Here is a 21,609-nt window from a genome sequence, read left to right as displayed (position 1 = left end):
CATGAACTCACATACCAGCGAGTCCACCACGAGCAAGACCCCCGTCAATATCAACCTCGCCATCACCTGGATGCTCCTGGGAGTATTCGGGGTCGGAACCGTCGAATACCTCGTGGCCGGTGTTCTGCCCCAGATCTCCAGCGATGTCGCCGTCACGGAAGCGACCGCCGGACTCCTCGTGACCGTCTACGCCCTCACCGTCGTCATCGGCGGGCCGCTTCTGACGATCATCACCTCCCGCGTCCGACGCATCCCCCTGGTCCTCGTGCTCATGGCATTGTTCATCGTCGGCAACATATTGACCGCCGTCGCACCGAACTTCCCCGTACTGGTCATCGCTCGGGTGATGACCGCGCTGCCGCACGCGACGTTCTTCGCACTCTGTCTCGTTCTCGCAACCACACTCGTAGAACCCGAATTCCAGGGCCGCGTCATCTCCCGCATCACACTCGGGCTCAATCTCGCGACGGTACTGGGCGTCCCCCTGGGAACACTGGTTGGCAACCAGTACGGATGGCGGTCCTCGTTCCTCATCATTGCGGGCATCCAGACTCTCGTCACCGTCGCTCTTGTGCTGACGACGCGACGAGCACCAGAGCGCACCTCGGGCAGCATCTCGGCAGAAGTACGGGTCTTCGGCCAGGGCGAGGTCCTCAACGCTCTTGGCCTAACCATGCTGAGCCAGTCCGGGCTCTTTGTGCTCTTCACCTTCATCGCACCGTACCTCGGGCAGCATGCCGGATTCAGCCCCAATGTCATCACCGTTCTCCTTTTCGTCTTCGGCGTGGGGTCTATCGCTGGCAACATGCTCGGCGGCTACTTCTCAGACCGGAACATGAACGCAACGCTGTACATCGCACTGGGTTCGCTCGCTCTTTCACTTCTCCTACTTTTCCTCTTCGGCAACCACACCTGGTTCGCCGCACCGTGGATGTTCGTGGTCGGGGCAGCTGGGTTCTCGATCATTCCCCCGCTGACGTCGAAGCTCATCGGCGCGGCAAGCAATGCCCCGAACCTTGCCACCACGGTGAACATCGCAGGATTCCAGCTCGCGAACGCCGCAGGAGCCTGGATTGGCTCCACCGCCCTGTCTTTCGGATTCGGGATTGGCGTCCTCCCAGCCATCGGCGCCGTCCTCGCCCTCGCAGCTGCGGCACTTCTGTGGATCACCAACCGTGCGAGCACCTCTCGCGTACGTGACGGGAGCGCAGAATGAAGGCAGCTCTCCTCACTGGCACGCGAGCCGCCGTACCCCGCGAAATTCCAGACGCTGTGCCGGCGGGCACAGATGAAGCGCTGATACGGATCGCCTACGTGGGGCTCTGCGGTTCCGATCTCGAGCTCTACCACGGGACATCGAAGTACCTCCGCGCCGGGCAGACCACCTACCCGCACCACTTCGGACACGAGTGGGTCGGCACCATCGAAGAGCCTCCCACCGGCCCAAACGCGGACCACCTCAAACGCGGAACGGTCGTCACCGGTAGCACCATGCTCTCCTGCCACACCTGTACCACATGCCGATCCGGCCACAAGAATCTCTGCCTCCGTGTCAGGGAGGTCGGCCTGTACGACCACGCCGGTGCCGCGGCAGAACTCCTGACGATGCCCGCACCCGCACTCACGGTTCTCGACGACACGGACTCCGCCGAACCACGCCCCGGCCACGTCCTCGTCGAACCACTAGTCACTGTCCTCGAGGGGATCGCGAAGCTGTGCCCCTCACCGGGCAACCGCATCCTGGTCATCGGCGGAGGAACCATGGGTAGTCTCGCCGCGCTCGTGCTCGCAAGCTACCCGGTCGAGGTTGTCGTCCTCGATCCGACCTCGCCGGCTCACCTCGCACACCTGGGCATCAAGACCGTCACCGGTCTGCCCAGTACCGGCGGCGAGCTCTACGACGCGGTGTGGGAATGCTCAGGAGCCCAGAGCGCAACAGAAGAGACACTGACATGCCTCAAAGTCGGCGGCTGCGCCGTATTCATCGGCGTCCCGTCCGCAGACACGCGGCTCAACGTCTCCGAACTCGCACTCAACGGACAGAGCATCCTTGGCGTCCGGCACGGTGTCGACCACTATCCCGCGGCAGCCGAGTTCATCCGCCAGCATCCACAGCAGATCGACCAGCTTGTCGACCGCGTCTATCCGCTCACCGAGGTCAGCGCGGCGTTCGAAAGGCTCGAGCAGCCTCGCGAACGGCCGAAGGTGGTGCTGAAGATTGGATGAGCAGCGTACTGCCCTTGTCACAGGTGCAAGCAGCGGAATCGGAAGCGCCATCGCCCGGCGACTCGTCCACGACGGCGCCCGAGTGCTGGTCGGCTACCATTCCGGACGCTCACGGGCGGAGCAGCTCTGCAACACCCTGAATACCAGCAACGTGGGTGAGGCAGTTCCCGTACACATCGACCTGACCGACCCGAGGAACATTCCGAGTCGATTTGACGAGCTCACAGCGGAATTCGGACCCGTTCACCACCTCGTCAATAACGCAGGGGTTAATGACCGATCGCCAGCGCTGGCACTCGACTACGCTCGCCTGGAAGAGGTCATAGCCGTCAACCTCTCCTCGCCCCTCCTGCTGTCCTCGGCAGCAGCATGCTATTTCGTGGCCAACGACGTCACCGGTTCTATCGTCACCGTCACATCGGTACACGACCAGATCCCGATAACGGGAGGAACGCTGTACTGCGCTTCCAAGGGCGGGCTGGCAGTAGCGTCTCGTGCTCTGGCTCTCGAGTTCGCCGAACATGGCATCCGCCTGAACTTGGTGGCGCCCGGAGAAACAGCGACCCCGATGAACGGAACCCCGCAAGATTCGGACGGGGAAATCGTCGAACGTCCGGCAATTCCGATGGGGCGAGTCGGCCAACCGGCCGAGATCGCCAACGCAGTCGCCTGGCTCCTCAGCCCCGAGGCCTCGTACATGACGGGAGCGACACTCTACGTCGACGGGGGCCTCATGCTCACCGCCGCCGAAGAAAACGCCAAGGCCGCATCCACACCGATCACCTCCACGAAAGGACACACTCATGAAAGCAGCAACAATCCACCACACAGGATCCGCCTCGGAGATCCAGATCATTGACATTGCGACACCAGACGTCGGGCCTGGCGACATTCGGGTGAAGGTAGGAGCGGCAGCCGTCAACCCCGTCGACGTGAAGACCCGATCCGGGTTCCTGAACATGGACCTGAGCTTCCCTGTAATTCTCGGCTGGGATGTGGCCGGAACTGTCGATGCCGTCGGCTCCGACGTGTCACGGTTCCGTGAAGGAGACCAGGTCATGGGGATGGTCGCGCAACCAGCGCGGGACCAGGGAACCTACGCCGAGTACGTGAGCGCACCCCAGGAGCTGTTCGCACCCGTCCCCACCGGGGTCAGCATGCAGCAGGCCGCCGCTGCGCCCCTGACCGTACTTACGGCCGCGCAGATGTTGAGCAAGCTTGATCTGCCTGATAAGGCACGCGTTCTCGTCACGGGGGCGGCCGGAGCGGTCGGACGAGTCGCCGTGCAGTGGCTACTGCAGGCCGGACATCGGGTTAACGGACTGGCTCGTCTCAGCGACACCACTGACCTCACAGCCCTCGGCACCGAGGCAGTCTACGACTCCACGAACAGTCTCCCCGACGCGACATTCGACGCGGTCATCGACACCGCCGGAATCGCAGAAGCCATCGCGAGCGTGCGCGATGACGGCCAGTTCATCTCCATCGCCGACAACACCCAGCCCCAGCCCGAGCGCGGAATCACCCCGACGAAGAGCTACGTCCAGGAAAACGGTCGACAGCTCGCCGAGATCGCAGATCAGCTGGCACAGGGCACACTTTCTGTACCTGTCGGACGGACTTATCCGCTCTCGCAAGCTGCCGCCGCTCATAGCGATTTCGAACGTGGCGGCCTCCGCGGAAAGGTGCTGCTGATCCCATGAGCCAACCGCAACAGATCACGCTGGCCGTCCCCGACGTCGACGCCGCCGCTCGGTGGTTGGCCTCCATTGTCGGAGGGCCGACAGGTAGTGGACCCGTCTTTGCGTTCGATCCGGGCGTGGAAGTCAGGCTCACGGCCTGCCGCGCAGCACGCAGAACGCCACCGTCGATCACCGATCTGGGAACGCTCCACCTGTGCTTCCGTGTCGACGGGATCAACGAGGTCGTGGACCGAATCAATGGCCTCCCCGGCACCGAGGCTCTCGGCGACATCATCGAGACACCAGACGGTCCGATCCAAGGCAATAAGTGGATCTACTTCCGGTCGCCCTGGGGAAGCCTCTTCGAGCTTCAAGAGTGGCCGGACCCGCCCGCCTACACCCGTGAGAACAACGCACGCCTGTACCACGAGCACCCACGACAGAGAGCCGGGGCGCTGCCCGGTATCCGCGGTCTCGACCATGCCGGATACAGCGTCGCGAATCTCGACTCCAGCATCGCCAACCTAACGGAGAAGGCTGGTGCACAGTACGTGCTCGGCACCTCACTGACGGTGGACGAGGCGTTCACCCGCCGTCAGTTCGGCATCGACGTGGCCTGTACGTCGACAATGGCCATGGTCGTCGCAAGCGGCCTCAACATCGAACTCTTCGAACACGGGGTGGGCGAACAAGAGTCACCTCGCGGCATCGATGAGGTCGGTGGACACTCACTCGTGCTCTCCGGCACCCCGTGGGCGTCAGACATCGCAGACGTGAAAGCGAAGTAGCTCCGATGACCCATTTGGAATGCTCCGCGCTACTGTTCGATCTCGACGACACACTTGTCCTCTCCACGCCGTCTATCGAGGCGGCGTGGCACGGGTTCGCAGACCGGCACGGCCTCGACTTCGAAAAGGTCCGCACGCTGTTACCCGGGCGGCGCGGCCGCGACATCCTCGCCGCCATCATGCCGACGATGACCGACGCCCAGATCGCCAACGAACTCGACACCATCCGCCGGAGCGAGATCGCCGCATCCGGGACCATCACGCCGGTACCGGGAGCAGAAGCCCCCACGCGCGCACTTCCCAAGAATCAGTGGGCAGTCGTGACTGCAGCCCCAGAATGGTGATGGAAGCCCGGCTCTGCGGCGCGGGGCTGCCTATCCCCGCGGTCACGATCTGTGTAGAAGATGTGATCGAAGGGAAACCATCACCGGGAGGGTTCCTGGCGGCCACGCGTCGCCTCGCAGTCGACTCTCGACACTGCCTGGGATTCGAAGATTCGACCGCAGGATTCCAGGTGCTGACGGAAGCGGGAATCAACCAGGGCCATTCTCGACATAATGGAACGCGACAAGGAAGACATCGAGTACGTTCGAGACCGGCCAGGGCACGACCGCCGATACGCACTTGAACCACGAAACTGGAGGCAGGACTCAATTGGGCGCCTCGATACACTGAATTCCGCGAAGGACTCCAGCAAACGGTCGAGTGGTACAAGACTCATCGCGAGTGGTGGGAAGAAGTCAAGGACGAAGTCGAACAGGAGTATCACTCGCACGGCCAGTGACTTCCACGGGTGGAAAGCGGAGGAGGTATGGCTCGGCATCCCAAGAAGAAGCGACACCCACCGCGTCGTAGCCCGCTGTGCTCCGAAACCGGCAAGCGTCAGTATGGCGACTACGGCGAGGCCGCGCGCGTGGCGTTGCGTCGATCACGGTATGCTGGACCGTTGCGTATCTATGAATGCCCCTTGTGCGGCTCGTGGCATCTGACGAAACGACGCAGCTGGGACGGAGCGGCGCCCAAGTCCTAGCATGCCTCTGGCTATAGGCCGCGACTCAGGTCTTTCCTGGAAGTGCTGTGGGATGGTCGTACGGGGGAGGGTGCTTCCTTCGCCTGGGCTCTGCGGAGCGCAGCGGAGGCATACCGGTACTCGACAGCTTGCTGGGCCGACGTGATCCTCTTGGCCGCTCCCAGGGGCTTCGGATCAGCGATGCCGTAGCGGTGCCGATACAAGGCGACCGTCGTGGCGTGCCCCATCCACACGGTACGGGACCGTGCGTCATCTCCCGGTGCGCCGAGCCGCTTGATCCACGACTCGCCCTCGCTGATCGCGTAGTGGAGCAGCCGTCCCGCAGCCGATTCGACGAGCTCCTGCCGCTCCGCGAGGGCGGCACGCATGTCTTCGGAGACAGGCTCGGCCGGTGTTGGGATGAGCCCGGCGACGCGGTGCCGGTTCCCGCTGCGGCGAACAGCCTGGTTCAGCGTGACCCGATCGAGCCACGCGGCGAGTTCGGCGGCGGGGTCCGTGTCGTCATCGGCGGGCTGGATCTGCGGGGCGAGCGCGGTCAAGGCCGCGGTGACGTCGTGGCCGGTGGCCTCGTGCCGGGCGAGGGCGGCTTCAAGGTACTCGTAGTACGGGCTGGTGAACACCTCGTCGGCGATCTCCCCGGTAGCGAAGGGCGCGACGTCGAGGAGTGCTTCCCACCGGTCGGCCTGGGCTTCGCGGGCGAGGAGGTCGTACTCGTCCAGCAGTGTCGAGAGGGAAGCGTGCTTGTCGGCCTCGAATTTGCGGGTCTCGGTGGCCGAGAGATCGGCGTCGCTGCGAGCGAGCACCCGTGCGAGCTGCTCGACGCGGGTGAGTTCCTCGGGCGGGTCGAGGTGGGGTTCGATCTCGTGCGGGTCCGGCTGGATGATGTAGGCGTGGTTCTCGTGCATGCCGCGGGTCAGTCCGACGTAGAGCAGTTCCCGGGAGGCGGTGTCGGGGTCGACGAGGGTGTGCGCGGTGTCAACGGTCGAGCCCTGAGCGCGATGGACCGTGGACGCGTAGCCGAGCTCGAGATGCTCCCGCACATACTTCGCGGGCAGCACGAGCCGTCGCCCGCGCGGAGTATCACCTTCGCCGAGCCGTCGCACCACCAGCGCCCCGTCCTTCCGGTGAGCGATGACGTGCCAGCGGTCTCCGTTCTTCACCCACGACTTCCCGGTTGCGAGGCGGCGTTCGTTGCGGCGGGTGACGACGAGATCGCCGACTCCGGCCGTGGTGCCGTCGTGCAACGCCGCCCCAGTCTCGTGCACGAGGCCTGCGGCGATGAGGTCGGCGCGGGCACGCTGGTTGAGCTCGGCGACCATCTCCGCGTTCCCGGCGAGCATGAGCGTGGACACCCCCCTGATCGCGGTCGTGCTGCCAGGCGTTGTAGACGGCATCGAGCATCGCCTCGAGATCCCCGTCATGGAGCCGCCTCTCCTCTTCGTACGTGTCGAGCACCGCTCGCTTGCCGTGCCGGAGATCCCGGGAGGCGGCCTTCTCCCAGTCGTGGACGAACCGGCGCACGGTGTGCAGCTCCGGCGCCCGCCGGCGGGCGCGCACGAGCATCCCGAACGCCCCACCCGTTTCCACCGAGGACAGCTGTGCCCAGTCCCCGACCAGCACGATCTTCGCTCCGACCTCGGCAGCATGCGTGGCGAGTCTGTCCAGGGTCAGGGTGCCAGCGAGGGAGGCCTCGTCGACGATCACCAACTGCCCGGCCCGCAGATCCCACCGGCCTTCGTCGTGTTCGTAGAGGAATTTCGGCACGTTCTCCGCCTGTACCCCGAGCGATTCCCCGAGGACTTCAGCCGCGGTCGCTGACGGCGCGAGACCGATCACCGAGTCCCTCCCGTGACGGGCGGTCCAGGCCCGGTGCAGGCCACGCAGCGCCACAGTCTTCCCGGCACCGGCCGGCCCGACGAGCACATCGAGGCCGCGCCCGGACGTCGCGATCGCGGTGATCACCCCCGCCTGATCCGCAGCGGGGCTACGCTCTGGACCTTCCGGGCGACATGCCGTTTCACCAGCCGGTCCGGCAGGCGCGGGCCGTCCTTCGCGCGCCCGTGGGTGAGGAGGCGGGCCTCGGCGTCGAGGATGTCCTGACTGGTCATCATCACCTGATCGACGCCCTGGAACCGGTTCGCCCCATCCGCCTGCACGTACTCCTCCGGTACGGCGCGGTCATAGGCCGGGGTCAGCCGCACCGACGCGGCCTCGGCGTGCTCGACGATCTGGTTGAGCACTCTGGTGCGCTCGGCGGTGGTGGTGAAGCGCAAGGGCATGAGTTGCCGCATCGCTTCGGCGTGCACATGCCAGCGCGTCCACGTCGCCCGCCGGTCGGCAACCTCGCGTATCACCACGTCCGTAATCTCGCCCAGCTGCTTCGGTGTCAGGTCGCTCGCCTGCAACGGGATCTCAGCGAGACCGCGTGCACGCAGCTCGCGCGCCCAGGTTGTTGCATTCTCGCCGAGCAGGGTGGTGGCGCGGTTCCGCCAGTCGGCGGTGAGCTCGGCGAACGAGCGCAACTCCTTCTCCGGGCGGGTCTCCAGGGTTGCCTGCTGGCGCAGTCGCGTGATCGTCGTCTTCGACGGCGCGTGCCCGTGCTTGGCCACGTACTCCTCGATCAGCCGCTTCGTCGCGGCCGCGATCCCTTCCCCGGACCCGCCGATGGTGCGGCGGGAGAACTCCGCGATCAGCCCCGCGGGCACACCGTCGATCTCCCACCCGACATTCCGGTCCTTTCCGCGATCGACCTCCACCCAGTTCACCCCCACCAGGGCCGCCGTGTGGTCGGTAAGGAACGCGTTATACGACGCGGACAGGGCGACCGTGGCCCGGTGCAGGGTCCGCGAGTCCAGCGTCCGCCACCGGCCGTCAACACCCTGGACCTTGTTCGACACGACCAGATGCGTGTGCAACTGCGGGTCCCCGGCGCGGCTGTCGTAGTGATCGAACGCGGTCGCGATCACTACGGTGATCGGCATGCGCGCGATACCGCCCTTGCCCACCCGGGTTGCAGACACCCTCTGCTCCAGGAGCGCGAGCGTGTCGCGCATCGCCGCGTGATGGGCTTGCACGATCAGTTCCTGTGTCGCTGCGTCTGCAACACCCCACAGGGCGCTGAGCGACTTCATGGGCGAGAACGTGAGATCGAACCCTGCAACAGCAGTCTTCGGCTTGCGCGCAATCTCCTCGGCCCGGATCTCATCGATCGCGTTCTGCCGCCGTGTTGCATCCAGTGCGGGGGTCGAGCTGGTCGATGCGGGCAGCCATCCGTTCGGCCGGCGGCCGCAAGCGCGGGAAGCGGGAGCCGAGCTTCGCGCCGGTCAGCGGGTGCACGCCCTGCCCGAGCAGCCTCTCCAGCTGCTCCTCGGTGACCGTGTCGCCGTCGGCGAGGGCGGGACCGTGGCCGGTGTCGAGGCTGTCCAGGCCGGAGCCGAGCCAGGTGCCCGGTGGGCAGCCGGTCTCGGTGTAGTAGCGGGTCAGCGGCGTACCGGACTCGCGCGCGGTGTCGCCGGTGGCCACGGACTTCATCAGGTACTCGTAGCCGCGCCCCGACGACATCACCCGGATGGTCATGACCATCACGCACCGCCTCTCGAGGCGGTCGCGATGGTGGACCGCCTTGGCGGTCAGGTGCGCGCCAGCGCACCCCAGCACCCGAGGTGCCAACAGTGTGTGGGGTATTAGGAAGTGCGGCGCCCTGGGCATCGGACGGTGCGAGCGCCGACGAGAGGCTGGATCGGGTTGGTCAGTGGATGCGGAAGCGGGCGCGGTATTCGGCCGGGGTGACGTTGAGGGCTCGGCGGAAGGCGCGGGTGGGGGTGTCGACGGTGCCGAATCCGCAGGCGGTTGCGATGCGGGTGAGGGTGGCGTCACTGGTTTCCAGCCGGTACCGCGCGACTTCCAGGCGGGCTGATTCGAGGTAGGCGGCTGGGGTCATGCCCAGCTCGGTCTTGAAGATTCGGGTGAGTTGCCAGTCCTGACGTGGAGCTGTTCGGTGAGCTCGGCGACGGTGGGCGGCTCGGCCAGATGCTCCCGGATGTAGTGGCGCAGTTCGTCCACTCGCCGTGTGGTCGATGCGGATCCCAAGGGCACGCTGAACTGGCTCTGCCCGCTGGGGCGCTTGAGGCAGACGACCAGCTGGCGGACAACCTTCTGTGCGAGTGCTTCACCGAAGTCATCAGCGACCAGCGCCAGGGCGGGATCCAGACAAGAGCTGAAACCGGCACCGGTCCACACGTCCCCGTCACGGATGTGGATCGGGTCGGCGTCGACGATGATCTTGGGATGCTCGTCGTCGAGCTGCTGGGCCGTCGACCAGTGCGTGGTCGCCAGCTTGCCGTCGAGCCGTCCCGTCGCTGCGAGCACGTGGGCACCGACGCACACCGATGTGAACCGACGGGTGCGAGGCGTCGGGTCCGCGACATGCGTGGCAATCTGGGGATCTACCAGCGCGGTGACCGCCAGTCCTCATCGACCTCGACCGCCCCAGGTACGACCAGGGTTCTCCGTGCGAGACCTCCTTCGCCAGAGACGGGGACGGGACGGAGCAGGCCCGCAAGATCGCTCCAAGTGAAGGGAGGGTTGGCATCGGATACGCGCGGAAAGAGCCGGTGAGGTGCTTCACCTAAGTGGCGGTCTTGAGTAGATCCAAGAACTGTCTGATCCGTTCGGGGAGGTCGGTCCATTGGCCGTTCACCGCAGTGGTCAGGCCGGCGAAGGTGGCGAGGACAGTGGCGATGAATCCGTCTGCGGTTGTCCCGTCGGGTAGGCCTGATGGGTTCCGGCCTACCGTTCGGTACAATACCTGGAGTTGGCGCTTGTAGGGATGCGGACGGCGTGGGTCGATGTAATGAGATTCGACGGCGAGCCTGGCTGCGCCTTGGAGGCGTTGATCGGTGGCGTAGTGGTTGGCGGCAAGTAGGAGGAGTTCGCGGACGGCGGAGACGCCAGTCAGTGATCGGCCGCGGATCGTCTTCTCCCATGTCGACCATGCTGTGCGCTCATAGTCCAGGAGCAGGCGAGCCACTGTTTCTTGTCGCCAAATCGGGCGTGCATCTCGTGGGGATCGACCTCTGCTCGCTCGCTGATCTGGTCCAAGGTGGTCGCGTGGAAGCCGTGAGCAGCGTACTCGGCTCCTGCGGCATCGAGGATGCGCTGGCTGGTACACCGGGGATGCGCGAGTTCGGGGAGATACCCCAGGCCGTCCAGTACGGCTTGGGCGAACCACTCGAGATAGTCATCGTCGAGCGCGGGACGCTCGGGCAGCATCACGTGTAGCAGAAGGGGCCCGAGCAGGAGAAGGAATACGGCCTCGGTATCGACTCCCGGAGGTATCTCGCCACGTTCGACTGCGCGCCGTAGCATCAGCGCGATGGAGTCCGACCAGGGGTCGATGAGTGTTCGACCGAAGTCGACTCCAGGCAGACGCCGTTCTACGACGACAAGGGTCAGGCCGGCGGATATCGCGGGGTCGGCGAGACTGTCGCGTAGTTGCCGGAGGGTTGCGGTGAGGTCACCACGAAGACTGCCTGTGTCTGGTCCTTGTCCTCCGGTGAGACGATCGGCGACGACGGCGAGGGCGAGTGCAGCGGTGTTCGGAAAGCGGCGATAGATCGCCGGTTTGCCTACCCCTGTACGCTCCGAGAGGGCGTGCACCGTGAGCTTGTTGCCTTCGGCGAGGATCTCGGCCGCGGCTTGTCGAAGTGCTGGGGTGAAGCTGGGGTCGAGGGGGCTCCCTGAACGGCCAGGCATGTTGGGATGTGCCACCTTGCGTGTCGCGTCACGTATTGCGCAAGAGCCTGCCGACTGCACAGACGCGACTGGATTCGTACTTCGCGCCGACCAGCAACGGGCGCTGCTACTTGACGGCGACCATCGTTGCTCGGAGATGCGTCAGCAGCTGGTGCGGTCAGGCTGAGATCAGATGTGTTCCGGTCCAGCGGTCGCGGATCGCGTCGGCAAGGGCGAGGGCGAAGTCCTCGTAGCTGATGCTGGACTGTAGAAACGTGCGTTCGTCGACGGCGGGCTGCCGTCTCCGGTAGGTGCCGGTGAACTGCCCCCCGGGTTGGTAGCTGGGTGGCGGGATGAGGTAGGCCCATCGGTGTGGCGTCGTTTCGGATTCGAGGTGGTCTCGGAGAGCGGCATGGGCGATTCCGCGCGGGAGCGTCACGGTGGGAAAGGCGGGGTCCTGCCAGAAGCGTCGGCCGTTGCCCGTGTGGAGTGCCCCGGCTCCGCCAACGTGGACAATCAACGGGAGCTTGGACTCGTCTTGAGCGTCGACGATTCGGTCATGGAGATCGATGAGTGCTCTCGCTGGGATTTGCTCCCGTAGTCGGATGGCATTGACGACGATGTCGATACCTGTGAGTGCTTCTCGCATACGGGTGGGGTCATCGAGGTCAATTGTCCGCGAATCGTCGGCGTGCGCAGGTACCGGGAGTGGTTGCGTGCTGTCTCCGGGTCGAACTCCTGCGTGCAGACGTATACCCGCGGGGCGATGGTTCAGTAGGAAACCGCCGGTGCGGCCGGTAGCTCCCAGGAGTAGGACATCAGTCATGACCGGGTTGCCTTTCGGTTGAGCATGGAGACGCAGAGGATGGACACTGCGGCAATAACCAGAAGCGCGACCAGAACGATCGCCAGAGTGCTGAGGTTGGTGATCGCGCCACCTACGATCGGGCCGATGCTGGCTCCGATGAAGAGGATGAATCCATTGATGGCCATCCCGCTGCCCCGACTCGGGGCGGCTGTCTCTCCGTAGAGGTTGATCATGGACGGCACAGCCAGGGCGACGCCCGCGACATAGACGATACTCGCGGCGATCAGGCCGGGCAGGGTGCCGGAGAGGACGACTTCTCCAAGCATGCCCACAGCGGCGAGCGTGAAGCCGGTCTGGGCGACCCGAACGATGCCGAATCGCTTCGCGAGGGCCCCGACGCCGAGGCTGACGAACATCGCCGGCAGGGCGGCCAATCGGATGAGGATGATGTCAGAGGCAGGCACATCGAGGCTTTCCAGGTGTTGTCCGATGCCGGTGTAGAGGGCGACAAAGGACAGCAGAAGCGTCACGTGAGCGATGCTGAGCAGCACGATCGCTGGCGTGACCAGTAGTCGCGCAAGGTTGCCGAACTGTTTGAAGAGCGAAATCGAGGGGGCGTGCTTGGGCGCCTCGGTCACGAGCGTGAGGATCAGCACGAAGGTGATTGCGAGGACGACACCGCAGAGCACGAAGAACCACGACCAGCCCGCTTGCAGCGCCACAGTGGAGGCTACGACCTGGCCGAAGATGCCCGCGACCAGGAACGCGGTCGACATCGCTCCGATCGCTCCAGCGCGTCTGCTGGGAGCGACAGCCTCGGTCAGATAGGCCAGCGCAACGGGGGCGAACCCGGCTGCCGAGAGCCCCTGGAGGGCACGCAGTGCCGCCATCGCCGGCACGGAGGAAGCCGTCGCGCACAGAAGCGTGGCAACCGCGAGCACCCCGATGGCGACGGCCATGACTCGCTTTCGACCGTACCGGTCCGAGATCGGTCCCCAGATGAGGAAGCCCACGGCGTAGGTGAGGCTGAAGCTCGTCGACAGCGCGAAGGTCGCATCAGCCCCCAGGTCGGCAGCGACTGGGTTCAAGAGCGGGATTGCCGCGTAGAGCTGTGTCAGGACGAACAGGGCCGTCACCACCAGGATGACGACAGCGACCCGGCCTGCTGGGAAGTCCGGGCTGGCGCTGCCACGTGAGGGCGGTCTCTCCGGGGCCGTCGCTTCGGGATGTGGGAGGTTCGAGGGCATACACGTCTCCTTCCAACGCAATCGTTGGAATTTACCCTAGTATGCTCGGCCGTGGGGTGCAACCTCAACGTTGGAGATGCAATCTAGGAGTGTGACGCAGACTGTGGCCTGGGACACAGAAGGAACCAAGCGCAAGATCAAGGACGCGGCAACGGTGGAGTTCGCCGACCGCGGGCCGGATGGCACGACGATCGAGCAGATCGCGAAGAAGGCGGGTGTCAACAAGGAGCGGGTGTACAACTACTTCGGAGGCAAGAAGGAGCTCTTCGCTGCGGTGTTGCGTGATGAGTTGGTGCAGGTCGCTCAGTCGGTGCCCGTGGCCTCGTTCGCCAGGGAGGACGTCGGGGACTATGCCGGGCGGGTCTATGACTACCACCGTGAACGGCCCGAGTTGATCCGCCTGTTGCGTTGGGAGGCTCTGGCATTCGATGGCGAAGTGCCCGATGAAGCCCAGCGGAGGGAGTACTACGGCTACAAGTCGGCTGCCGTCGTGGGGGGGCAAGAGGCGGGCACGATCACCCGAGACATTGATGCCGCTCACCTGATTCTGTTCGTGCTCTCGATCGCGGGCTGGTGGTCCACGGTGCCTCAGGTGGCCCGGATGCTGTGTGGTCCGCCCTCAGAGGAGGAACATCGCGTGCGACGCGCGGCCGTTGTCACAGCGGCCCGTCGCCTCGCCTGCGCCGACACGGCGTGAGCGACAGCGGAGGCACCAGCCCGTACAGGCTGCTGCCTCCGCTGTCGTTGGTTCTCGTCGTGCTAGGGGCGGTCGACCTCGGGAACATGCAGGTCGGTGTGGCCGAGCTGGCGCATGAGGTCGGCCAGGTCGAAGTAGGCGGCGCGCTCGACGATGTGGTCGCCTTCGGACCGGTCGATTCCGATGGCGGTGAAGTCGGCCCGGTTGCCGCTGGTCGGCAGGCCACGGAGGAGGTGGGGTATCTGCTGGGCCGGTCGAAAGGCCGCCAGGTCTGGGCCTCGGTCGAGGACTCGATTCTGCTGCTCGGACCACCCCGGTTCGGCAAAGGCCTACATGTGGTCATCAACGGAGTCTTGGATGCCCCCGGCGCGGTCATCGCCACCAGCACGCGCCCCGACAATCTCACCGCCACGCTGCGGGCACGGCAGCGGCGGGGACCGGTGGCGGTGTTCGACCCCCAGCACCTGGCCGAGGGGCTGCCCGCGGGCTTGCGCTGGTCACCGATCCGGGGGTGTTCGGACCCGCTGACGGCGATGATCCGGGCCGCGGGCCTGGCCGCCTCGACCGGGCTCGGCTCGGGTGGGGTCGAGTCCGGTGGGTTCTGGGAGGGCAAGACGAAGACCGCCCTGCAAGCCCTGCTGCATGCTGTCGCGCTGGATCACCGTCCGTCCTCGGAGCTGTTCCGGTGGACGCTCGACCCGACGGCGGCCAGCGATGCGGTCGCGATCCTCACCAACCATCCCGAGGCCGCCGAAGGGTGGGCGGACTCGCTGGAGTCGATGATCGACGCCGACCCGCGCACCCGTGATAGCATCTGGCAGGGCGTGTCCCTGGCCCTGTCGGCCCTGGCCGATCCGCGCGTGCTCGATGCGGTCAGCCCCGGCGAGGGCGAAGAGTTCGACCCGGCGCAGTTCATCCGCGACCAGGGCACCCTCTACCTGTTGGCCACCGGCGCCGGAGCCGGAGCCTCGGCGGCGCTCGTGGCCGCTCTCGTCGAGGATCTCTTCGAGGTCGCCCGCCGCATGGCCGCCCGGTCCCCGGGTGCCCGCCTGGACCCGCCGCTGCTGCTGCTGGCCCGCGACGAGATCGGGAACTTAAGCCCCCTGCCGTCGCTGCCGACGCTGATGGCCGAGGGCGGAGGCACGGACATCACGACGATGCCGGTGCTCCAATCCCTGGCCCAGGCCAGGGACAAGTGGAACGAAGCCCAGGCCGGGGCGATCTGGGATGCCGCGATCGTGAAGATCATCCTCGGCGGTGCCTCCAACTCCAGGGATCTACAGGATCTGTCCACGCTCATCGGTGAGCGCGATGAGCACACCGACTCGGTCACGCTCGGCGATCACGGCTCCCGGTCGAACCAGCGGTCGATCCGCCGGGTCGCGGTGATGCCCCCGGACAGGATTCGGATGTTGCCGTTCGGGACCGGGGTGACGCTGCTGCGTTCGGCTCCGCCGATCCTCACGTATCTGCGGCCGTGGCCTGCCCGCGCCGATGCCGACCAGCTGAAGCAGGACCGGGCCGAGATCGAAGCGCTGCTCGAGGGCCCCGCCTCATGACCCGCGCACGACACGACCGTCCCTCACGGCTCATCTGGTCCCGGGTGGGTGGGGGCAGTGCGCTGCTTCTCGATGTGCGGGGGTGGTGGTGATGGCCCGACGCCGCCGCACGCCGCCTCCCGGTCAGCTCGAGTTCGATCTGTGGGGCCTCGGCGAGACCGAGGCGGATACCGCCCTCGCCGAGGCCGGGCAGGCGCCTATCGAGGCGAGACAGGAGGAGGACGATGAACCAGTACGGGACACGGGCGAGGGACCACTGGATGGTTCACGCCCCGCATCGGGTAGCGGCGATGGAGGACCCGGTCGCGTTCTTCACCCAGCTGGGCGAGGAGATCCAGGCGCAGGTGACACAGCTGGCGACCCGGCTGGAGGCCGACCGGGTCTGGGGCCTGGAGAATCCCGGCCAGAGGGAGGACAATTACCTCCAGGAGGTCTCGCGTGGGATGACGGCGCACCGGATCGCGGAGGAGGTCGTGATGAGCCAACTGGCCTGGATTCACGACCCGAGCCTGCCCCTGGACGAAGCCCGGCAGGAGTGGGAGGAGACGAGAGCCTCCGACGAGAACCTGATCACCTGGGCGGAGCGGACCCTGGACTCCCAGTACCCGCAGTACTCGACGGACGAGCTGGAGCAGAAGGCGATCGACTGGGCGATCCCGATGTGGTTCCTGGAGGGCCTGCTCGCCGCGGAGATCCCGGGCCAGTACGCCAGGGAGCACCAGGAGGTGCTGCGGGAGGCGGCGGACGTGAGGTTCCTGCGCGAGGTGACCGGCACCCCGTAACCGACACCACCCCAGCCCCACGGCCGTTAGTGGAGGTGGGGCGGTTCGTGCCGTCCTCCCGGGAGGATCTGGCCCCGTCCGGGGCGAAGGCACGGTTCGAGGCGAACGTGGCCGCGATCCGGCTCGCACGCACCCTGACCGACCAGGACCGCCCGGCCACGGCCGGTGAGCAGCGAGTGCTTGCCCGCTGGTCCTCCTGGGGTGCCCTGCCCGACGTCTTCGATACCCGAAAGCCTGACTGGGAGGCGGAGCGGGACCAGCTGCGGGCCCTGCTCTCCGGCGAGGAATGGGACGCGGCCGCCCGGACGACGCTGAACGCCCACTACACCGACCCTGCCATCGCCGGGCAGATGTGGCGCGCCCTGGACGCGCTGGGGTTCCGCGGCGGGAGCGTGCTCGAACCCAGCAGCGGTCTGGGAACGTTCATCGGCCTGGCACCACCGGCGGCGGACATGACCGGTATCGAGCTCGACCCCGTGACCGCGCAGATCAGCCGTGCCCTCTACCCGCACGCGCAGGTGCACGCCGAGTCCTTCGCCGACACCCGCCTGCCCGAGGGCAGCTTCGACGCGACGATCGGGAACGTGCCGTTTTCCGACGTGGCGCTGCACGACCGGGTGCACAATCCGAACAAGCACTCCATGCACAACCACTTCATCCTCAAGTCCCTGGCCCTGACCCGGCCGGGTGGACTGGTGGCGGTGCTGACCTCCCGGTACACGATGGATTCCCAGAACCCAGGAGCGCGCCGGGAGATGAACCTGATGGCCGACCTCGTCGGCGCGCTCCGTCTGCCGCCGGCGCCCACCGGCGCACGGCCGGCACCGATGTGGTCACCGATCTGCTCATCCTGCGCCGCCGCGCCGACGGGGACCCGGTCCGGGACGATCTGTGGGAAACGGTCGCCCCGATCACCGTGGACGGGCAGACCCTGCGGATGAACCGGTACTTCGACCAGCACCCGGAGCACGTTCTCGGACAGATTGGCGTCGAGACCGGCCAGTACGGGCGCACCACGCTCACGGTCACCGGGGACCTCGACCGGCTGGACGCGGATCTCGCCGACGCTCTGGACCAGATCACCTTCACCGCCCGCCGCACCGGCCTGACACTGACCGAAGCTCCAGCCGCCCGGCAGACCCGGCCGGTGGCCGGGGCACCGTCGCCTGCGGACCAGTGGGCCGGGACCATCGTGGAGACCGGCAGCGGGTTCGGCACCGTCACCGAAGACGGCATCGACGAGCTGGCCGTTGCGAAGAACGCGACCGCGGAACTGCGCACCCTGCTGGGACTGCGCGATAAGGCGACCCGCCTGCTCGAGGCCGAGACCGCCACCGCCGATGACACCGAAGAGATCACCGGCGCACGTGAGGATCTGCGCCGGGCCTACCAGAAGTACGTCGGCCGTTACGGCCCGTTGAACCGGTACACGCTGCGCCGGACCGGTAGAACGAACGACGCTGGCCAGGAGACCCACGCCCGGGTCATTCCACGGGCCATCCGACTGCTGCGCTCGGACCCGTTCGGGCCCCTGGTGTTGGCGTTGGAGAACTTCGACGACACCGACCAGACCGCCACGCCGGCCGAGATCCTCTCCCGGCGGGTCGTCGCCCCGCGGGCGGAGATCCAGGGCGTGGAGACCCCGGCCGATGCGGTCGCCGTGTCCCTGGATCGCACCGGTGGCATCGACCTGACGCTGATCGCGGACATGCTCGGCATGGACGAGACCGAGGCCCGGGACGCGCTGAGCGGGCTCGTGTTCACCGACCCGGACACCGACGAGCTCGTTCACGCGCCGGCCTACCTCTCGGGCAATGTGCGTGACAAGCTCGACGCCGCCCACTCCCGTGCCGAGACCGATCCCGCCTTCCAGGCCAATGTCGACGCGCTCACCGCGGTGCTGCCGGACCCACTCGGCGTCGAGGACATCACCGCCCGCCTCGGCGCGGTCTGGATCAGCGCCGAGGTCCATCAGGAGTTCCTCCGGGAGCTGCTGCGGGCACCGGACGTGCGCGTGGAGAACCCCAAGAGCGGGATGTGGGAAGTCCGCGGCGGCAGGCAGGGCCTGCTGGCAACTTCCGAATGGGGCACCGACCGTCGGCCCGCCCCGGACATCGCCCAGGCCCTGATGGAGCAGAAGACGCTCCTGGTCTACGACGAGGTCAAAGATCGAGACGGCCGGAAACCGCAGGTGCTCAATCAGGTCGAAACCGTCGCCGCGCAGGAAAAGGCCGAACAGCTCCAAGAACGCTTCGCCGAGTGGGTGTGGGAAGACCCCGACCGTGCCCAGGCGCTCGTCGAGGAGTACAACCGGCGCTTCAACTCCATCGTGCTGCGCGACTACACCGAAGCCGGAGACTACCTCACCCTTCCCGGGGTCGCCGAGTCCTTCACGCCGCGCCCGCATCAGCGCGCCGCGGTCGCCCGGATGGTCAGCGAACCGGCCGCGGGGCTCTTCCACGAGGTCGGTGCGGGCAAGACCGCCGAGTTCGTCATGGGCACCATGGAGATGCGTCGCATGGGCCTGGTCACCAAGCCGGTGGTCGTGGTGCCCAACCATATGCTCGAACTGGTCTCGCGGGAATCGTTGCAGATCTACCCGAGAGCCCGCATTCTCGCCGCGTCCACCAAAGACCTCACCGCCGAGAAGCGGCGGGAGTTCATCGCCCGGGCCGCGGCCAACGACTGGGATGCGGTCGTGCTCACGCAGGGAGCGTTCGCGAAGATCCCGCTGCGCACCGAAACGCAACAGGCCTACCTCAAGGGGCGCGTCCAGGACGTCAAACGGGTCCTCGACAAGGCCACCGGCGAAGAGGCGATGAGCGTCAAACGCATCGAGCGGCGTCTCCTGGGCTTGGAGAACAAGCTGAAGTCCCGTCTCGACTCCGACCGAGACCAGGGCGTGTGTTTCGAAGATACCGGGATCGATTACGTGGTCATCGATGAGATGCACATGTACAAGAACCTCGCTACAGAATCCAACATCCGCGACGCGGCGATCGAGGGCAGTGGACGCGCCTCCGACCTGCACATGAAGCTCGACTACCTCCGTTCCCAGGGCCGGGGACGGGTGGTGACCGGAGCGACGGCCACACCGATCGCCAACAGCGTCACCGAGGCCTACGTGATGCAGCGGTATATGCGCCCGGACCTGCTCCAAGCGGCCGGAGTGGACTCCTTCGATGCGTGGGCGGCGACGTTCGGGCAGACCGTCACCCAGATGGAGATGTCCCCGACGGGCAATAGCTTCCGCATGAAGACGAGATTCGCGAAGTTCTCCAACGTCCCCGAGATGCTGCGGCTCTTCAGCGTGTTCGCCGACGTCAAGACCGCCGCGGACCTCCAGTTGCCGACGCCGGAGATCACCGAGCGCAACGACGGACAGCGGGCACCGGCGACGATCCCAGTCCCGCCCACGGTCGAACTCGAGGACTTCGTAGCCCAGCTCGGCGACCGGGCGGAGAGCGTCGCCCAACGCAGAGTGAAGCCCCACGAGGACAACATGCTGCTGATCAGCACTGATGGCAGGAAAGCAGCCCTGGACATTCACATGGTGCTGCCATAGGACCCGTCCGGGCCGACGAAGATCGACGTCGCCGCAGAGATGATCTACGACACCTGGCAGAACACCCGCGACCGCGAATATCTCGACCCGACCACAGGAGAGCCCTCCCCGGTGCGCGGTGGTCTGCAACTGGTGTTCTCCGATATCGGCACACCGTCGGACCGGTGGAACGCCTACGACGAGCTCGCCGCCCAGCTGACCCTGCGGGGCATGCCCGCAGATGCGATCCGGTTCATGCACGAAGCCAAGACCGACGTGGAGAAAGCCAAGCTTTTCGCTGCCGCCCGCGCCGGGCACATCGCCGTGCTCATCGGCTCCACCGGGAAGATGGGCGTGGGCACCAACGTGCAGCGCCGCGCGGTCGCCCTGTACCACTTGGACTGTCCGTGGCGGCCAGCCGACATCGCCCAGCGCGAAGGCCGCATCCTGCGCCAGGGCAACCAGAACGAGCAGGTCGCGATCGTCCGGCTGGTCACCGAGCATTCCTTCGACTCCTACATGTGGCAGGGCGTGGAGCGCAAAGCGACGTTCATCGCCCAGATCATGCGCGGCAGCCTTGATGCCCGCGAGATCGAGGAGATCGACTCCTCCGCCCTGTCCGCGGCCGAGGCCAAAGCCATCTCCAGCGGGAACCCGCTGCTGTTGGACCATGCCACGATCCAGACCGAGGTCACCCGGCTGCGGCGCCTCGAACGTGCCCACGAACGCTCCCAAGCGATGCTCGCCCACACCCGGCCCGCGAGGACATCCGGCATGCCGAAAGCGACATCGCGAGCCTGCAGGCGGCACTGCCGCAGGTCACCGACACCTCCGGTGACCGGTTCCGCATGCGCATCGGTGATCGGAGCTACGACTCGCGCGCCGACGCCGCGGCCGCGGTGGCCGAGTGGGCACAGTCCTCGGACCTGCGATGGGCCTCCCGGTACGCCTCGCGCGATCTCGGCGTCCTCGGCACGGTCTCGGGGTTCGACATCACCGTGACCACCCGGCCGACACTCGGTGATGAAACGCATGTCGAAATCTCGCTGGCCGGGGTGCCGCGCACCGCGTTCCTGATGAGCCGGTCGGAGTTCATCGACGCAGGCATCGGCCTCATTCAGCGCATCGAGAACCGGGCCGCGGGCATCCCCACCCTCCTGGAGCACGCCCAGCGTGACCTCGGTGAGGCACGGGAGGCGGCCGCCGAAGCCGAGCAGCGCACCGGCGAACCGTTCCGTCACGCCGCCGCGCTCACCCAGGCCGAGACGGACCTCGAGAAGGTCGAGACCCAGCTGGCGACCATGCGCGATGACGTCACGCACGCCGGGGCCGAGACCGGACTCACCGTCGAGACAGTGCGCGAACTCCGGCCCGCCCTGGGCGTACGCGCTGATGCGCACCGTGCCCCCACCTCGCTCGCCGAGCCCACCGGCCCTCGCGATCACAGACCCGACCCGCCGTCACCCCGCCTCTGACTGTCTCGCCTCTCGGTGCCGAGGGGCGGGTTGTGCAC

The 21,609-nt window shown here is 66.5% G+C and carries 22 protein-coding genes and 1 pseudogene; 13 read left to right on the top strand and 10 right to left on the bottom strand.

Features of this window, described 5'->3' with window-relative positions; all coding sequences use genetic code 11:
- Position 1 precedes the first annotated feature (1 nt).
- From ACKFRT_RS01480 to ACKFRT_RS01455, 6 genes are read left to right on the top strand one after another with little or no spacing between them, the layout of a single operon-like run.
- The gene (locus tag ACKFRT_RS01480) at positions 2-1,216 is read left to right on the top strand and encodes an MFS transporter (RefSeq protein WP_297667287.1); all 1,215 of its coding nucleotides are present in this window, start codon (positions 2-4) and stop codon (positions 1,214-1,216) included.
- Positions 1,213-2,226, top strand: coding sequence for a zinc-binding dehydrogenase (locus ACKFRT_RS01475; protein ID WP_297667289.1), 1,014 nt, complete (start codon positions 1,213-1,215; stop codon positions 2,224-2,226). Before ACKFRT_RS01480 ends, ACKFRT_RS01475 begins: the two co-directional genes overlap by 4 nt.
- The gene (locus ACKFRT_RS01470) at positions 2,219-3,085 is read left to right on the top strand and encodes an SDR family NAD(P)-dependent oxidoreductase (protein WP_297667291.1); all 867 of its coding nucleotides are present in this window, start codon (positions 2,219-2,221) and stop codon (positions 3,083-3,085) included. The genes ACKFRT_RS01475 and ACKFRT_RS01470 overlap by 8 nt, the downstream gene beginning before the upstream one ends.
- Complete coding sequence (locus ACKFRT_RS01465; protein WP_297667292.1) at positions 3,030-3,929, top strand: NADP-dependent oxidoreductase; 900 nt, start codon at positions 3,030-3,032, stop codon at positions 3,927-3,929. The genes ACKFRT_RS01470 and ACKFRT_RS01465 overlap by 56 nt, the downstream gene beginning before the upstream one ends.
- A complete protein-coding gene (locus ACKFRT_RS01460) occupies positions 3,926-4,696 on the top strand; it encodes a hypothetical protein (RefSeq protein ID WP_005288889.1) in 771 nt (256 codons plus the stop codon). The genes ACKFRT_RS01465 and ACKFRT_RS01460 overlap by 4 nt, the downstream gene beginning before the upstream one ends.
- Positions 4,697-4,701: 5 nt before the next feature.
- Positions 4,702-5,040 (top strand): hypothetical protein, encoded by a 339-nt coding sequence (locus ACKFRT_RS01455; RefSeq protein ID WP_297667296.1) that lies wholly within the window; start codon positions 4,702-4,704, stop codon positions 5,038-5,040.
- A gap of 697 nt (positions 5,041-5,737) precedes the next feature.
- Here ACKFRT_RS01455 and ACKFRT_RS01450 read toward each other — a convergent pair.
- The 10 genes and pseudogenes from ACKFRT_RS01450 to ACKFRT_RS01405 all read right to left on the bottom strand — a co-directional run bounded on the left by ACKFRT_RS01450 (position 5,738) and on the right by ACKFRT_RS01405 (position 13,514).
- Positions 5,738-7,066, bottom strand: coding sequence for an ATP-binding domain-containing protein (locus ACKFRT_RS01450; protein WP_297667298.1), 1,329 nt, complete (start codon positions 7,064-7,066; stop codon positions 5,738-5,740).
- A 130-nt stretch (positions 7,067-7,196) separates the two neighbouring features.
- Positions 7,197-7,649, bottom strand: a pseudogene (locus ACKFRT_RS01445) (AAA family ATPase); the annotation flags it as partial.
- A 35-nt stretch (positions 7,650-7,684) separates the two neighbouring features.
- Entirely contained in the window at positions 7,685-8,911 is a 1,227-nt protein-coding gene (gene mobF, locus ACKFRT_RS01440; protein WP_297667349.1) for a MobF family relaxase, read from the bottom strand.
- 16 nt (positions 8,912-8,927) lie between these two features.
- Positions 8,928-9,308, bottom strand: a complete 381-nt coding sequence (locus ACKFRT_RS01435; protein ID WP_297667350.1) for a relaxase domain-containing protein — start codon at positions 9,306-9,308, stop codon at positions 8,928-8,930.
- A gap of 166 nt (positions 9,309-9,474) precedes the next feature.
- A complete protein-coding gene (locus ACKFRT_RS01430; RefSeq protein WP_297667300.1) occupies positions 9,475-9,666 on the bottom strand; it encodes a helix-turn-helix domain-containing protein in 192 nt (63 codons plus the stop codon).
- Positions 9,663-10,112: a hypothetical protein gene (locus ACKFRT_RS01425; RefSeq protein WP_297667301.1), complete on the bottom strand. Its 450-nt coding sequence runs from the start codon at positions 10,110-10,112 to the stop codon at positions 9,663-9,665. The genes ACKFRT_RS01430 and ACKFRT_RS01425 overlap by 4 nt, the downstream gene beginning before the upstream one ends.
- A gap of 241 nt (positions 10,113-10,353) precedes the next feature.
- Complete coding sequence (locus ACKFRT_RS01420) at positions 10,354-10,755, bottom strand: hypothetical protein (RefSeq protein ID WP_297667302.1); 402 nt, start codon at positions 10,753-10,755, stop codon at positions 10,354-10,356.
- Positions 10,680-11,480 (bottom strand): TetR/AcrR family transcriptional regulator C-terminal ligand-binding domain-containing protein, encoded by an 801-nt coding sequence (locus ACKFRT_RS01415; RefSeq protein WP_408925491.1) that lies wholly within the window; start codon positions 11,478-11,480, stop codon positions 10,680-10,682. Before ACKFRT_RS01415 ends, ACKFRT_RS01420 begins: the two co-directional genes overlap by 76 nt.
- A 157-nt stretch (positions 11,481-11,637) precedes the next feature.
- Positions 11,638-12,285, bottom strand: a complete 648-nt coding sequence (locus ACKFRT_RS01410) for an NAD(P)-dependent oxidoreductase (RefSeq protein ID WP_297667304.1) — start codon at positions 12,283-12,285, stop codon at positions 11,638-11,640.
- Positions 12,282-13,514, bottom strand: a complete 1,233-nt coding sequence (locus ACKFRT_RS01405; RefSeq protein ID WP_297667305.1) for an MFS transporter — start codon at positions 13,512-13,514, stop codon at positions 12,282-12,284. Before ACKFRT_RS01405 ends, ACKFRT_RS01410 begins: the two co-directional genes overlap by 4 nt.
- Positions 13,515-13,590: 76 nt before the next feature.
- Between ACKFRT_RS01405 and ACKFRT_RS01400 the strand changes: the two genes are divergently transcribed.
- The 7 genes from ACKFRT_RS01400 (at position 13,591) to ACKFRT_RS01370 (ending at position 21,571) form a co-directional block, all read left to right on the top strand.
- Positions 13,591-14,211, top strand: a complete 621-nt coding sequence (locus ACKFRT_RS01400) for a TetR family transcriptional regulator (RefSeq protein WP_347934067.1) — start codon at positions 13,591-13,593, stop codon at positions 14,209-14,211.
- On the top strand, positions 14,208-15,770 hold the full coding sequence (locus ACKFRT_RS01395; RefSeq protein ID WP_408925490.1) for a type IV secretory system conjugative DNA transfer family protein: 1,563 nt from the start codon (positions 14,208-14,210) through the stop codon (positions 15,768-15,770). The genes ACKFRT_RS01400 and ACKFRT_RS01395 overlap by 4 nt, the downstream gene beginning before the upstream one ends.
- A gap of 443 nt (positions 15,771-16,213) precedes the next feature.
- Positions 16,214-16,552 carry a hypothetical protein gene (locus ACKFRT_RS01390; protein WP_408925489.1) on the top strand — a complete coding sequence of 113 codons (339 nt, stop codon included), beginning with the start codon at positions 16,214-16,216 and terminating at the stop codon, positions 16,550-16,552.
- A 47-nt stretch (positions 16,553-16,599) separates the two neighbouring features.
- Complete coding sequence (locus ACKFRT_RS01385; RefSeq protein WP_408925488.1) at positions 16,600-17,493, top strand: hypothetical protein; 894 nt, start codon at positions 16,600-16,602, stop codon at positions 17,491-17,493.
- On the top strand, positions 17,382-20,117 hold the full coding sequence (locus tag ACKFRT_RS01380; RefSeq protein WP_408925487.1) for a hypothetical protein: 2,736 nt from the start codon (positions 17,382-17,384) through the stop codon (positions 20,115-20,117). The genes ACKFRT_RS01385 and ACKFRT_RS01380 overlap by 112 nt, the downstream gene beginning before the upstream one ends.
- Before the next feature lie 39 nt (positions 20,118-20,156).
- Positions 20,157-21,098, top strand: coding sequence for a hypothetical protein (locus ACKFRT_RS01375; protein ID WP_408925486.1), 942 nt, complete (start codon positions 20,157-20,159; stop codon positions 21,096-21,098).
- A complete protein-coding gene (locus ACKFRT_RS01370; protein WP_347934063.1) occupies positions 21,095-21,571 on the top strand; it encodes a hypothetical protein in 477 nt (158 codons plus the stop codon). The genes ACKFRT_RS01375 and ACKFRT_RS01370 overlap by 4 nt, the downstream gene beginning before the upstream one ends.
- Positions 21,572-21,609 lie beyond the last annotated feature (38 nt).

This window comes from Corynebacterium jamesii, from assembly GCF_046097395.1.
GTDB lineage: Bacteria > Actinomycetota > Actinomycetes > Mycobacteriales > Mycobacteriaceae > Corynebacterium.
The sequence above is the reverse complement of the archived record's forward strand: the minus strand, read 5'-3'. Positions and strand labels throughout refer to the sequence as shown.